Source organism: Streptomyces sp. NPDC045778 (assembly GCF_056431945.1).
Genome location: NZ_JBWKJZ010000051.1, coordinates 1 through 14,280, shown reverse-complemented (window position 1 = coordinate 14,280; position 14,280 = coordinate 1). Strand labels below are relative to the sequence as shown.

The following is a 14,280-nucleotide window of genomic DNA, read 5'->3' as shown; positions in this document are numbered from 1 at the left end:
GGTGGCGATGAGTTCCGGCTCCGGCGAGGGTCATCACAGGGAGCGGGGCGGCGGCCCGCGGGCCGCCGCCGACGACCAGGCGACAGGAGAGTGCCATGCCCAAGATCACCCCCAACCTGTGGTTCGACACGAAGGCCCTGGAGGCCGCGGAGTTCTACGTCTCGGTCTTCCCGAACTCGAAGGTCAACCACGTGTCGTACTACGGAGAGGCCGGGCCCCGCCCGGCGGGCACCGTGCTGACCGTGGACTTCGAGCTGGACGGACAGGCGTACACGGCGCTCAACGGCGGCCCCGAGTTCACCTTCGACGAGGCCGTCTCCTTCATGATCAATTGTGCGGACCAGGACGAGGTCGACCACTACTGGTCACGGCTCACCGCGGACGGCGGCGAGGAGAGCCAGTGCGGCTGGCTGAAGGACAAGTACGGCCTGTCCTGGCAGGTCATTCCCGCCGCCCTCGAAGAGCTGATGACCGACCCGGACGCGGGCCGCGCCCAGCGCGCGATGGAGGCCATGCTGAAGATGCAGAAGATCGACGTGGCGGCCCTGCGGGCCGCCGCCGACAACGCCTGAGGGCGACGCGGGCCACGCGGGCCCGGGTGCTCACCGCCGCCCGGGCCGCAGCAGCAGGTCGAGGCCGTGGTCGAACCGGCCCTCGAAGGAGGTGTCCCCGATGTGCGGGGAAAGCCGGTCGAGTGACGGGTAGTCACCCGCCGCGAGCGCCTCGGTGAAGCGGCGGTCCCCCTCGTCCGGCACGGTCTGCTCCTCCTGGGTCAGGCCCAGGACGAAGTACTGGAGGTTCCACGCCGTCCACGCGGCCTCGCGGTCGGGCAGGCCGCCGTCGAGCAGCGCCGTGGTGAGGGTCTCGGCGAACCGCAGCGTCGCGGGCTCGGCCGCGTAGGTGCCCGTGACGATCCGGGCGCCGTCCCGGTGGGCGAGCAGCGCCCGGCGGAAGCGCCGCATCAGCTCGCGCACGCGCTCCCGCCACTCGGCGGGCAGCCCTTCCAGGGAGACCTCGTCGACGATCGCGTCGGCCATCAGCTCCAGGAGCCGGGTCTTGGTCTTGGCGTGCCACAGCACGGTGTTCATCCGCACGCCGAGGCGTTCCGCCGTGCCGCGCACGGAGACGCCGTCGGCGCCCTTCTCGGCCAGCATGCCGAGGGCGGCACGGGCGACGGCCCGGGGGCTCAGGCCCGCACGATAACTGCTCTCCGCCCGCACGGGCGGCTCTTGCCTTTTGGTCACTGACCTAGTCTACTGAGGTCATCCCGAATTGGTCAGTGACCAAATGCGGGGCGGGTCGTGAGGTGTGTCCGCGTCGACGACCGCCGTCCCCGCAGCGTCCTGAAGAACCACCGACCGAGGAGCACCCGTGCGCACACATCACCCCGACCCCCACGTCGTCATCGCGGGGGCAGGCCCGGTCGGCCTGTGGCTGGCCTCCGAACTGCGCCTGGGCGGTGCGCGGGTGACCGTCCTGGAGGCGCGGCCCGAGCCGTCCCCGCACTCCCGGGCGCTCACCGTGCACCCGCGCACCCTGGAGGTCCTGGCCTTCCGGGGCGCCGTCGACCCGTTCCTCGCCGAAGGGCTCCGCATTCCCGACGGGCACTACGGGGCACTCGAGCAGCGCCTCGACTTCAGCGTCCTCGACACTCCCTATCCCTTCACGCTCGCGCTGCCGCAGGCCCGCACCGAGGCCCTCCTCGGCGAGCGCGCTCGGGCCGCCGGCGCCACCGTCCGGCGCGGCCACCGCCTCACCGGCCTGGCCGAGCACACCTCCGGCGTACGCGTCGAAGTCGAAGGCCCCGAGGGCGCGTACGCCCTGGAAGCCGCGTACGTCGTGGGCTGCGACGGCACCCGCAGCACCGTGCGCGCCGCCGCGGACATCGCCTTCCCCGGCACCGACGCCACGGTCTGGGGCTGGCTCGGCGACGTGGTCCTGGACCGCCCGTTCGCCCGGCCCGTCCTGAGCGTGGCCACGCCCCGGGGCGGGCTGATGTGTGTCCGCCTGCCCGGCGGGGTCCACCGCTTCGTCGGGCACACGCCCGAGGGGCAACGGGCCGACTGGCCCGGCGAGTTCACCTTCGACGAGCTGCGTGCCACCGTCCTGCGCGTCGCCGGGGACGACTTCGGGATGCGCGACCCGCGCTGGCTCTCCCGGTTCGGCAACGCCACCCGGCAGGCGGCGGCCTACCGCAAGGGCCGGGTGCTGCTCGCGGGCGACGCGGCCCACATGCACTTCCCGGCCGGCGGCGTCGGCCTCAACGTCGGCGTGCAGGACGCCGCCAACCTCGGCTGGAAGCTGGCCGCCGTCCTGCGCGGCGCCGCCCCGGACGCGCTGCTGGACACGTACCACAGCGAACGGCACCCGGTCGGCGCTGAGTTGCTCACCAGCACCCGCGCCCAGACGGCGTTGATGACCGCCTACTCCGCCGAGGGCCGGGCCCTGCGCGAGGTGCTCGGCTCGGCCGTCGCCACCGTGCCCGCCTTCTCCCGGCGCCTCGCCGAGGGCCTCTCGGGCCTCGGGGTCGCCTACGACACCGCGTACACGGGCGCGTACGAGACCCGCGACGGCGGCGGCGACCACCCGCTGACCGGCCGCCGCGCGCCGAACCTCCGACTCGGCCCGGACGTGCGGCTTTTCGACCTGCTTCACGAGGGCCGCCCCGTGCTGCTTGACTTCGCCGGACAGGCCGAGGGCCCCTCGGCGGACGTGATCGTCCACCAGGGGCCGCCGATCGAGGACCGTGCCGACTGGGCGGGCGTGGGCTCCGCGCTGATCCGGCCGGACGGGCACGTGGGGTGGGCGCGGGGGACCGCCCGGCCGGGGCGTGCGGGCGAAGCCGCCTGAGGCGCGCGCCCGGTCAGCCGAACGCGATCGAGCTGACCTTGTTGTCGAAGCCGACGCTACGCAGGTCCGCGACATCCCCGGAGACCACCTTGGACTCACCCTTGCAGCCGGGGCGCGACCACAGCTTCAGGGAGCCGTCGGCCGACAGGGACGAGGCGACCTTGGGGCGCGCCACGTTCTGGCAGCCGGGGCCCGCCACGCCCTGCGCCGGGTCCTGGAAGTTGGCGTTGTCGAAGAGGATCACACTGCTGGCCGGGTCGGCCTGGCCACCACCCTGGTCCGTGCCGCCCCCGGCGGGCTGTCCGGCCTTCTGGCCGTTGGGCGTCACGCCGAACCAGGTGCCGCCCACGCCTTGGCCGTTGGTGTCGCCCGGCTTGAGGTCCTTGCTGAAGCGGTAGACCGGCCAGCCGCCGATGGTCACCTGGCGGGTGCCGTCGTCGCGCCTGATGACGCCGACGTCCGCGGCCTTCACGCCGTCCACGAAGATCTTGCTGCCCGGGTCGACGAGGACGGGCGGCCAGGTGGTGGCGCAAGCGCCTGAGCAGTTCGACTTGGAGGGCCGCGCGGTGTCCTTGTCGAAGCGGTAGAGGGTGAAGCCGGAGCCGTTGACGACCACGGGGGCGAGCTTCCCCGCACGGCTCGCCGACAGCTGGACCCACTTGCGCTGCACGGGCTTCGCCGCGGGCTTACCAGGCGGGTTGGCCCAATCGCCGGTCCGCTGGGGCGCGTTGTTCTGCCGGGCGGTGCCGGACCGCAGGGAGAGGTCGTAGCCGGAGCCGGCCTGGCCTTCGGAGCGGTCGGCGTTGACGACGGGGGCGTTGCCCGCGGGCTTCTTGGCGTCGTCGTCGCTGCCGCCGCCACCGCAGGCGGTCAGGGCGAGGGCGCCGACGGTGGCGAAGGAGGCGAGGAACAGGGCGGGCTTGGTCTTCTTGAGCATCGCGGTCTCCTGAGGTTCGGTCGGCCGGGGCCCTGCGGCGCCGGGCCGGTCGTGGACGCTGAGCTGTCGGGTGCGGTCGAGTGCCGTCGACTGCGGTCGAGCGCTTCCGAGTGCGGCTTTCGTGGCGGAGTACGGCCGCCGCGTCCGGCGGCGTTCAGGCCTCTTGCCGCTCGTGACCAAACCGAGACAATGTCTAAATCAGGGACGTGTCCGAAACTTGGCCTTGCGTACGGCGCCTTCCGGCTTCTCGCGGTACACCACGGCGGCCACCGCCACGATCACCGTGCTCACGAGCAGCGGCCAGGCGATGCCGTGCCGCACGACGAGCCAGGCCCCGGGCAGCGCGCCCGCGACCATCGCCACCACCGCGGTGAGGCGGCGCGCCGCGCGCGGATCGGTGCCCCCGGCGAGCCGCGACTGCGAGGCCAGGCCGGTCAGCGTCTGGGTGAGGACCGTGGTGGTCATGTCCGGCACGCCGATGGTGCGGACCGTGCCGTTGCGCAGGCCCATGGCGAGGGCGAGCAGCGCGATCAACAGGTACGTCCGGTGGCTGCCTCCCGCGAACGCGAGGGCCGTCGCGATGCCTTGCAGCAGGGCCTCGATACCCAGGGCGGCCCGCAGCCAGGCCGCGCGCCGCCGCCCCCGGAACGCCCGCGCCAGGCGCCCCGCCGCGATCGCACCCACCAGGAACGCGCCGAGCGACACCAGCGACCCGGCGACCGAGAATCCAGGCGCCCCGCCCGCGGCGAAGCCGATCACCAGGACGTTGCCCGTCATGTTCGCCGCGAACACCCGGCCGAGGCCGAGGTAGCTGATGGCGTCGACGAACCCGCTGACCACCGTCAGCGTGACGAGCGTCAGGGGCAGCGGATGTGTGTCCCGCACCCGCGCGGCGGGCACCTCGCCGCCCCGGCCCGCGCCTTCCCCCTCCGGCTGCTCCCCGTGTGACTGATGAGTCGTCATGCCTCAGCCTCTCAACGGGGGCGAGCGCCTCGGGGGAGCGCCACGGCACCCAAGGAGAGCGACAGGTCCCGTAGGCAGCGCCACGCCGCCACGCCGCCACGGCACCACGACGCCCCGGCGCGCGACGGGTCCCGCCATCGCCCTTCCCCCTTACTGGAACACGTTCTACTGTGTCCGCCGTCAAGCCGGGCCGCCGCCGTGCGGCGGCGCTGGGGACGGCGTCAGGGTCGACACCGCAACGGACCGCCAGGAGGGGCCGTGCACCTCGCATACACGCCCGAGCAGCAGCGGCTGCGCGCCGAACTGCGTACGTACTTCGCCCAGCTCGTGCCCGACCACGCGAGCGCCCGGTTCGGCGACCGCGCCGCGCAGAAGCGGTTCTACCGCGAGACGATCCGCCGCCTCGGCGCCGACCGGTGGCTCGGCGTGGGCTGGCCCGAGGAGTACGGCGGGCGCGGGCTGACGCCCATGGAGCAGTTCATCTTCTTCGACGAGGCCGCCCAGGCGGGCGTCCCGCTGCCGCTGATGGCGCTCAACACCGTCGGCCCGACGCTCATGCGGTACGGCACCGACGAGCAGAAGGCCGCCTTCCTGCCGAAGATCCTCTCCGGCGAGATCGACTTCGCCATCGGTTACAGCGAGCCCGACGCGGGCACCGACCTGGCGTCCCTCAGGACCCGGGCGGTGCGCGAGGGCGACGAGAGCACCGGCCACTACACGGTCAACGGCCAGAAGATCTGGACGACCAACGGCGACACCGCCGACTGGGTGTGGCTGGCGGTGCGCACGGATCCGGACGCGCCGCCGCACCACGGCATCTCCATGCTCCTCGTACCGACGACCGACCCCGGCTACTCGTGCACCGTCATCAGCACCCTCGCCGGGCACGACACCACGGCCAGCTACTACGAGAACGTCCGCGTGCCCGCGGCCCACCGCGTGGGCGAGGAGAACAAGGGCTGGCGGCTCATCACCAACCAGCTCAACCACGAGCGCGTCACGCTCGCCGCGCACGGCACCATGGCGATCCGGGCCCTGCACGACGTGCGCCGCTGGGCCGCGGGCACCAAGCTCACCGACGGCCGCCGCGTCGCCGACCTGCCGTGGGTGCGCCGCCGCCTGGCGCAGACACACGTCAAGCTGGACGCGATGAAGCTCCTCAACTGGCAGATGGTGCACGCCGTCCAGGACGGCACGCTCACCCCGCAGGACGCCTCGGCCGTCAAGGTCTACGGATCGGAGGCGCGCCGCGCCGCGTACGCCTGGCTGATGGAGGTCGTGGCCGCCGCGGGCGCCCTGAAGGAGGGCTCGGCGGGCGCGGTCCTGAAGGGCGAACTGGAGCGCGGCTACCGCTCCGCGGTCATCTTCACCTTCGGCGGCGGAAACAACGAGATCCAGCGCGAGATCATCTCGTGGATCGGCCTCGGCATGCCCCGGGTACGCCGCTGACCGCGTGCGAGGGGGCCCCACCCGGGTATCGCGCCCGGAGAAGGAGCGCATCATGGGCCGGTGAGCAACATCTTCTCCGGTGGCGGCCACGACCTGGACCTGTCCAACGGCGCCACCGCCGTGTTCATCGACGTGCTGATGCTCGCGGTGTCCCATCTCGCCTCCGAGGACTGGGCGGCGAGCGGACATCGCTGGAGCGAGCTGGGCTACTCCCCGCCCCGCGTCCATGACTACCTGCACCGCTTCACGGCCGTGGTGGAGTCCTTCACCCCGCCCGCCGGCAGCGGCGCCGCGGGCGTCTTCCCGGGCCCGGACGAGGCCGCGACGGCCTCGTGCGTGCACCACCGCGCCCTTCAGCGCGCTCCCGCTCCGGGACGGCTGCTTCCTCTGCGTCCAGGCGGGCCAGGGCAGGCCGTAGCGCCTCAGGCCTGTTCCGAGCGGAACGCCGCCGGGGTCCACCCGGTGTGCTGCTGGAAGAACTTCGAGAAGTTCGCCGAGTCCGCGAAGCCGACGGCCGCGCCGATGCGGCCCACCGGCAGGTCGGTGTGGGCGAGCAGCCGCTTCGCCTCCAGGACGACGCGCCGGTCGATGAAGCCCTTCGGGGTCTGGCCGGTGGCGGCGCGGACCGCGCGGACCAGCGTGCGGCGCGAGTAACCGAGTTCGTCGGCGTACGCGCTGACGCTGTGGTTGGTCGTGAAGCCGTGCTCGACCGCCGTGCGGAACCGCGTGAACGTCGTGTCGGGCTGCGGTCTGCATTCGTCCGCCGCGGCCTGCGCGGAGACGTGCGCCACCCGCAGCATGAAGGCCGTCAGGGAGTGCCGCAGGACCGAGGTGTGCAGGCTCAGCGGCAGCGTCGCCGTGTCCAGGTACTCGCGCTGCAACTGTGCGAGGGAGGCGTCGATCGCGGCGCGCTGGGCCCCGTCCGGGCGCAGCAGCGGCGGGCGGTCGTAGCGGTACAGGCCGGTCGCCTCCACGGTCGCGCGCGGCAGGAAGCCCGGCTGCATGGTCAGGGCCGTGCCGACGTACCGGTCGGTCGCCGAGAAGCTGTGCACCTGGCCGGGCCTGATCCACAGGGCGTGGCCCGCCCCGGCCTCGTACTCCGTGAAGTCGACCGTGTGGCGGACCGGGCCCTCGCGGAAGAAGAGGAGGACGTGGAAGTCGATGCGGTGCACGCGCCGCGACAGGCCCACCCCGCCCGCCCAGGGCCCCTCCGTGCCCATCGGGCCGACCTGCATACCGACCCCGGAGACGCTCGCGCTCGGGTCGAAGGGGTAGGTACGGATGTGCTCCGCGGCTCCCAGATGTGCGCTCGTCCGTGCGCCGCCCTGCTCCGTCATCGACTTTCCTCGGCTCAACGGGGCCTCCGTACGACCCCGACCGGTGTGCGTGTCCCATTTTCACCGAACGCTGGCACGGGGGCACCTACCTCGCCAAAAGTATGACCTTTACCGTCGTAGGTGGTTCGACCAGGGGCTTTGGTCCTCGGCGGACAGTGCCTTCGGGCACCTCTCCTGCACCACGGATGCGAAGGAATTCATACAGATGAGCACGCAGACACCGGACACCCTCGGCCCCTTCGAGTGGACCGAACTCGACCAGCGTGCCGTCGACACCGCCCGCCTCCTGGCGGCCGACGCCGTGCAGAAGGTCGGCAACGGACACCCCGGCACGGCCATGAGCCTGGCCCCCGCGGCGTACACCCTCTTCCAGAAGGTCATGCGCCACGACCCGGCCGACCCGGAGTGGACGGGCCGCGACCGCTTCGTCCTCTCGCCCGGCCACACCAGCCTCACCCTCTACACGCAGCTCTTCCTCTCCGGCTACGAGCTGGACCTGGACGACCTCAAGGCCTTCCGCACCCAGGGCTCCCGCACGCCGGGCCACCCCGAGTACGGGCACACCGCCGGTGTCGAGACGACCACGGGCCCGCTCGGCCAGGGCGCCGCCAACGCCGTCGGCATGGCCATGGCCGCCCGCTACGAGCGCGGCCTGTTCGACCCCGAGGCGCCCGAGGGCACGAGCCCCTTCGACCACACCATCTGGGCGATCGTCTCCGACGGCGACCTGGAGGAGGGCGTCTCCGCCGAGGCCTCGTCCCTCGCGGGCCACCAGAAGCTCGGCAACCTCGTCTTCCTCTACGACGACAACCACATCTCCATCGAGGGCGACACGCAGACCGCGTTCTCCGAGGACGTCCTCAAGCGCTACGAGGCCTACGGCTGGCACGTGCAGCGCGTCACCCCGCGCGCCGACGGCGACATCGACGTGCGCGCCCTGTACGAGGCGCTCGCCGCCGCCAAGGCCGAGACCGGCCGCCCGTCGTTCATCGCGATGCGCACGGTCATCGCGTGGCCCGCGCCGAACGCGCGGAACACCGAGGCCTCCCACGGCTCCGCGCTCGGCGCCGACGAGATCGCCGCCACCAAGCGCGTCCTCGGCTTCGACCCCGAGGAGTCCTTCGCCGTCGCCGACGACGTCATCGCCCACACCCGCGGGGCCCTCGACCGCGGCGCCGAGGCGCACACCGCCTGGGACAAGCGGCTCGCCGCCTGGCGCACCGACAACCCCGAGCGCTCCGCGCTCCTGGACCGCGTCATCGCGGGCCGCCTCCCCGAGGGCTGGGAGCAGGCGCTGCCCGTCTTCGAGCCCGGCGCGAAGGTCGCCACGCGTGCCGCCTCGGGCAAGGTCCTCCAGGCCCTCGGCCCGGTCATCCCCGAACTGTGGGGCGGCTCCGCGGACCTCGCGGGCTCCAACAACACCACCATCGACAAGGCCAGCTCCTTCCTGCCGCGGGGCAACCCGCTGCCGGAGGCCGACCCCTACGGCCGCACCGTGCACTTCGGCATCCGCGAGTTCTCGATGGCCGCGGAGATGAACGGCATCGCGCTGCACGGCAACACCCGTGTCTACGGCGGCACCTTCCTGGTGTTCTCCGACTACATGCGCAACGCCGTCCGCATGTCCGCGCTGATGCAGCTCCCCGTCACCTACGTCTGGACCCACGACTCCATCGGCCTCGGCGAGGACGGCCCCACCCACCAGCCCGTCGAGCACCTGGCCTCGCTGCGCGCCATCCCGGGCCTGAACGTGGTCCGCCCGGCCGACGCCAACGAGACCGCGATCGCCTGGCGCGAGATCCTGCGCCGCGGCTCGGCCGACCCGGCCCCGCACGGCCTCGCGCTGACCCGGCAGGGCGTGCCGACGTACCCGGCCGACGAGGCCGCGGCGAAGGGCGGTTACGTCCTCGTCGAGGCGTCGAAGGAGACGCCGGACGTCCTGCTCATCGCCACCGGCTCCGAGGTGCAGCTCGCCGTCGAGGCCCGTGAGCGCCTGGAGGCCGAGGGCATCGCGACCCGCGTCGTGTCGATGCCGTCGGTGGAGTGGTTCGAGGAGCAGGACCAGGGGTACCGCGACAGCGTCCTTCCGCCGTCCGTCAAGGCGCGCGTGGCCGTCGAGGCGGGCATCGCCCTGACCTGGTACCGCTACGTCGGCGACGCCGGACGCATCGTCTCCCTGGAGCACTTCGGCGCCTCCGCGGACGCCGCCACGCTCTTCGCCGAGTTCGGCTTCACCGCCGAGAACGTCGCCGCGCGGGCCAGGGAATCCCTGGCCGCCGCCCGCGCTTGATCACTACGCAGCACGTACGCGAAAGAAGATGAAGAACATGAGCAACGCCGTCCCCACCTCGCCGTCCCTGCGGGCCCTGTCCGACGCGGGCGTCTCCATCTGGCTGGACGACCTGTCCCGCAAGCGCATCGCGTCCGGCGACCTCGCCGAGGCCGTGACGCACGGCCACGTCGTGGGCGTCACCACCAACCCCTCGATCTTCCAGGCCGCCATCGGCTCCGGCGAGGGCTATGAGGACCAGCTCGCCGACCTGGCCGTCCGCGGCGTCACCGTCGACGAGGCCGTCCGCATGATGACCACGGCCGACGTCCGCGCCGCCGCCGACGTCCTGCGCCCCGTGCACGACGCGACGGGCGGCCGTGACGGCCGCGTGTCGATCGAGGTCGACCCGCGCCTGGCGCACGAGACCGAGGCCACCGTCGCCGAGGCCAAGCAGCTCGCCTGGCTCGTCGACCGGCCGAACGTCATGATCAAGATCCCGGCGACCAAGGCGGGCCTGCCGGCCATCACCGAGGTCATCGGCCTCGGCATCTCGGTCAACGTCACGCTGATCTTCTCCCTGGAGCGCTACCGCGCCGTGATGGACGCGTACCTCAAGGGGCTCGAACTCGCCCACGAGCGCGGCCACGACCTCTCCACGATCCACTCCGTCGCCTCCTTCTTCGTCTCGCGCGTCGACTCCGAGGTCGACAAGCGCCTCGACCAGGTCGGCACGGACGCGGCGAAGGAGCTGAAGGGCAGGGCCGCGCTCGCCAACGCCCGCCTCGCGTACGAGGCGTACGAGGAGGTCTTCTCCTCCGCGCGCGCAGGCGTCCTGGAGGCCGCGGGCGCCCACAAGCAGCGCCCCCTGTGGGCCTCGACCGGCGTCAAGGACCCGGCGTACAAGGACACCCTGTACGTCGACGAGCTGGTCGCGCCGGGCACGGTCAACACCATGCCCGAGGCCACGCTGAAGGCCGCAGCCGACCACGGCGAGATCACCGGCGACACGGTGACCGGGGGCTACGAGCAGGCCCGCGCCGACCTCAAGGCCGTCGACGCGCTCGGCATCTCCTACGACGAGGTCGTGCAGCAGCTCGAGGACGAGGGCGTCGCCAAGTTCGAGGCCGCGTGGAACGACCTCCTCGGCACCGTCGCCGGCCGCCTCCAGGGCCTCCAGGGCAAGGGAGTTGAGTCCAAGTGAGCCCCAGCAGTATGTGGCGCAACCCGCTGAGGGACGCCCGCGACCGCCGCCTTCCGCGCATCGCGGGCCCCTCAGGGCTCGTCATCTTCGGCGTCACCGGCGACCTGTCCCGCAAGAAGCTGATGCCCGCCGTCTACGACCTCGCCAACCGCGGGCTGCTCCCGCCGGGCTTCTCGCTCCTCGGCTTCGCCCGGCGCGAGTGGGAGGACCAGGACTTCGCCCAGGTCGTCCACGACTCGGTGCGCGAGCACGCGCGGACCCCGTTCCGCGATGAGGTCTGGCAGCAGCTCGCCGACGGCATGCGCTTCATCCCCGGCGACTTCGACGACGACACCGCGTTCGCGCAGCTGCGCGACGCCGTCGACGAGCTGGACGACAAGCGCGGCACCAGCGGCAACTACGCCTTCTACCTCTCCGTGCCGCCGAAGTTCTTCCCCAAGGTCGTCCAGCAGCTCAAGAAGCACGGCCTCGCCGACGCCCCCGAGGGCTCCTGGCGCCGCGCCGTCATCGAGAAGCCCTTCGGCCACGACATCGCGTCGGCCAAGGAGCTGAACGCGATCGTCCACGACGTGTTCGCGCCCGAGCAGGTCTTCCGCATCGACCACTACCTCGGCAAGGAGACCGTCCAGAACATCCTGGCGCTCCGCTTCGCCAACCAGATGTACGAGCCCATCTGGAACCGGAGTTACGTCGACCACGTGCAGATCACCATGGCCGAGGACATCGGCATCGGCGGCCGCGCCGGCTACTACGACGGCATCGGCGCCGCCCGTGACGTCATCCAGAACCACCTGCTCCAGCTCATGGCCCTGACCGCCATGGAGGAACCGGCCGCGTTCGACGCCGACTCGCTCGTGACGGAGAAGCTCAAGGTCCTGAAGTCCGTACGCCTTCCTGCCGACTTGGACGCCCACACCGTGCGCGCCCAGTACACCGAGGGCTGGCAGGGCGGCGAGAAGGTCAAGGGCTACCTCCAGGAGGACGGCATCGCCGCGACCTCCACGACGGACACCTACGCGGCCGTCAAGCTGGAGATCGACAACCGCCGCTGGGCGGGCGTCCCGTTCTACCTGCGCACCGGCAAGCGCCTCGGCCGCCGCGTCACCGAGATCGCGGTCGTCTTCCAGCGCGCCCCGCACTCCCCGTTCGACGGGGCCGCCACCGAGGAACTCGGCCAGAACGCGATCGTCGTCCGGGTCCAGCCGGACGAGGGCATGACCGTACGCTTCGGATCCAAGGTCCCGGGTACGTCGATGGAGATCCGCGACGTGTCGATGGACTTCGCGTACGGCGAGTCGTTCACGGAATCCAGCCCGGAGGCCTACGAGCGGCTGATCCTGGACGTCCTGCTCGGCGACGCCAACCTTTTCCCGCGCACGGAGGAGGTCGAGGAGTCCTGGCGCATCCTCGACCCCATCGAGGGGCACTGGGAAACCCACGGCACGCCCGCGGGGTACCCGGCCGGCACGTGGGGCCCGGCCGAGGCGGACGAAATGCTCGCACGAGACGGACGGAGCTGGCGCAGGCCATGAAGATCGACCTGACCGACACCACGGCAAGCAAGGTGAACAAGGCGCTCGTCGAAGCACGCCGAGCCATCGGGACCCCGGCCGTGGGCATGGTCCTCACGATGGTCGTCGTCACCGACGAGGAGAACGCCTACGACGCCACCAGGGCGGCCCAGGAAGCGGCCCGCGAGCACCCCTCGCGCACCCTCGTCGTCATCAGGCGCACCGCGCGCTCCCCGCGCGACCGCCAGGGCAACCGCCTCGACGCGGAGGTCCGGGTCGGCGCCGACGCGGGCACCGGCGAGACCGTGCTCCTGCGCCTGTACGGCGAGGTCGGCCAGCACGCCGACTCCGTCGTCCTGCCGCTGCTGCTTCCCGACGCCCCGGTCGTCGTGTGGTGGCCCGTCGACGCCCCGGACGAGCCCGCCAAGGACCCGCTCGGCGCCCTCGCGGCCCGCCGCATCACCGACGCGTACGCCGTCGAGGACCCGCTCGCCGCGCTCGCGGACCGCGCCAGGTCCTACGCCCCCGGCGACACCGACCTGGCCTGGACCCGGCTCACGCCGTGGCGCTCCATGCTGGCGGCCGCCCTCGACCAGGCCCGCGCCGACGTCACGTCGGCCGCCGTCGAGTCCGAGGCCGAGAACCCCAGCGCCGAGCTGCTCGCGCGCTGGCTCGGCGCCCGGCTCGGCGTCCCGGTCGAGCGCGTCACCACCGCGGGGCCCGTCGTCACCGCGGTCCGCCTCGGCACGGCGAGCGGAGAGATCCGCATCGACCGCCCCGAGGGCCCCCTCGCCACCCTGTCCCTGCCCGGCCAGCCCGAGCGCACCCTCGCCCTGAAGGTCCGCTCGACCGCCGAGCTGATCGCCGAAGAGCTCCGCCGCCTCGACGCCGACGAGATGTACGCCGTCGCGCTGCACGGAGACGCCTCCGGCTCCAAGGAGTCTGTTCAACGTGCCTGACACCACGCCTCTGTTGACGAAGCGACCCCAGTGGGCCGCCCTGGCGGACCACCGCGCCAAGTCCGACGGCATCCACCTGCGCGAGCTGTTCGCCACCGACCCGGAGCGCGCCGAGCGCTACACGGCCCAGGTCGGCGACCTGCACATCGACTACTCCAAGCACCTGGTGACCGACGAGACCCTCGCGCTCCTCCAGGAACTGGCCGCCGCCACCGACGTCTTCGGGCAGCGCGACGCCATGTTCCGCGGTGAGAAGATCAACACCACGGAGGGGCGCGCGGTGCTGCACACCGCGCTGCGCGCGCCCGCCGACGCCGTGATCGAGGTCGACGGTGAGAACGTCGTGCCGAAGGTGCACGCGGTGCTCGGCAAGATGGCGGCCTTCGCGGAGAAGGTCCGTACGGGTGAATGGACGGGCCACACGGGCCGGCGCATCAAGAACGTGGTGAATGTCGGCATCGGCGGCTCCGACCTCGGCCCCGCCATGGCGTACGAGGCCCTCCGGCCCCACACCGCGCGGGACCTGACCTTCCGCTTCGTCTCGAACGTCGACGGTGCCGACCTGCACGAGGCCGTCCGCGACCTCGACCCGGCGGAGACGCTGTTCGTCATCGCCTCCAAGACGTTCACCACGATCGAGACGATCACCAATGCCAAGGCCGCGCGCTCCTGGCTCCTCGCGTCCCTGGGCGACGAGGCCGCCGTGGCCAAGCACTTCGTGGCGCTGTCGACGAATGCCGAGAAGGTGGCGGACTTCGGGATCGACACGGCGAACATGTTCGAGTTCTGGGACTGGGTCGG

The 14,280-nt window shown here is 72.3% G+C and carries 12 protein-coding genes; 8 read left to right on the top strand and 4 right to left on the bottom strand.

The genetic code is table 11. From position 1 onward, the window contains the following. Nucleotides 1–95 precede the first annotated feature (95 nt). On the top strand, nt 96–572 hold the full coding sequence (locus AC07GB_RS37420) for a VOC family protein (protein ID WP_478853607.1): 477 nt from the start codon (nt 96–98) through the stop codon (nt 570–572). Between the two features lie 30 nt (nt 573–602). On the opposite strand, the gene AC07GB_RS37415 is transcribed toward AC07GB_RS37420, so the two are convergent. Beyond that, nucleotides 603–1,244 (bottom strand): TetR/AcrR family transcriptional regulator C-terminal domain-containing protein, encoded by a 642-nt coding sequence (locus AC07GB_RS37415; RefSeq protein ID WP_478853605.1) that lies wholly within the window; start codon nt 1,242–1,244, stop codon nt 603–605. Between the two features lie 127 nt (nt 1,245–1,371). Between AC07GB_RS37415 and AC07GB_RS37410 the strand changes: the two genes are divergently transcribed. After that, on the top strand, nt 1,372–2,850 hold the full coding sequence (locus AC07GB_RS37410) for an FAD-dependent monooxygenase (RefSeq protein WP_478853603.1): 1,479 nt from the start codon (nt 1,372–1,374) through the stop codon (nt 2,848–2,850). 13 nt (nt 2,851–2,863) lie between these two features. On the opposite strand, the gene AC07GB_RS37405 is transcribed toward AC07GB_RS37410, so the two are convergent. Beyond that, nucleotides 2,864–3,787, bottom strand: coding sequence for a hypothetical protein (locus tag AC07GB_RS37405; RefSeq protein ID WP_478853601.1), 924 nt, complete (start codon nt 3,785–3,787; stop codon nt 2,864–2,866). A gap of 198 nt (nt 3,788–3,985) precedes the next feature. After that, nucleotides 3,986–4,750: a YoaK family protein gene (locus AC07GB_RS37400; RefSeq protein WP_478853599.1), complete on the bottom strand. Its 765-nt coding sequence runs from the start codon at nt 4,748–4,750 to the stop codon at nt 3,986–3,988. 258 nt (nt 4,751–5,008) lie between these two features. Between AC07GB_RS37400 and AC07GB_RS37395 the strand changes: the two genes are divergently transcribed. Next, nucleotides 5,009–6,199: an acyl-CoA dehydrogenase family protein gene (locus AC07GB_RS37395; protein WP_478853597.1), complete on the top strand. Its 1,191-nt coding sequence runs from the start codon at nt 5,009–5,011 to the stop codon at nt 6,197–6,199. Nucleotides 6,200–6,621: 422 nt separating this feature from the next. On the opposite strand, the gene AC07GB_RS37390 is transcribed toward AC07GB_RS37395, so the two are convergent. Next, nucleotides 6,622–7,536, bottom strand: a complete 915-nt coding sequence (locus tag AC07GB_RS37390; protein WP_478853595.1) for a helix-turn-helix transcriptional regulator — start codon at nt 7,534–7,536, stop codon at nt 6,622–6,624. A gap of 205 nt (nt 7,537–7,741) precedes the next feature. Between AC07GB_RS37390 and tkt the strand changes: the two genes are divergently transcribed. The 5 genes from tkt to AC07GB_RS37365 all read left to right on the top strand — a co-directional run. Next, the gene (gene tkt / locus AC07GB_RS37385; protein ID WP_478853593.1) at nt 7,742–9,826 is read left to right on the top strand and encodes a transketolase; all 2,085 of its coding nucleotides are present in this window, start codon (nt 7,742–7,744) and stop codon (nt 9,824–9,826) included. Nucleotides 9,827–9,863: 37 nt separating this feature from the next. Then, the gene (tal, locus tag AC07GB_RS37380; protein WP_478853592.1) at nt 9,864–11,009 is read left to right on the top strand and encodes a transaldolase; all 1,146 of its coding nucleotides are present in this window, start codon (nt 9,864–9,866) and stop codon (nt 11,007–11,009) included. Nucleotides 11,010–11,020: 11 nt separating this feature from the next. Further along, on the top strand, nt 11,021–12,541 hold the full coding sequence (gene zwf / locus AC07GB_RS37375) for a glucose-6-phosphate dehydrogenase (RefSeq protein ID WP_478853665.1): 1,521 nt from the start codon (nt 11,021–11,023) through the stop codon (nt 12,539–12,541). After that, the gene (gene opcA / locus AC07GB_RS37370) at nt 12,538–13,479 is read left to right on the top strand and encodes a glucose-6-phosphate dehydrogenase assembly protein OpcA (RefSeq protein ID WP_478853591.1); all 942 of its coding nucleotides are present in this window, start codon (nt 12,538–12,540) and stop codon (nt 13,477–13,479) included. The genes zwf and opcA overlap by 4 nt, the downstream gene beginning before the upstream one ends. Continuing rightward, nucleotides 13,472–14,280 (top strand): glucose-6-phosphate isomerase (locus AC07GB_RS37365; RefSeq protein ID WP_478853590.1); only part of this gene is annotated, 809 nt, incomplete at its 3' end. The genes opcA and AC07GB_RS37365, both read left to right, overlap by 8 nt.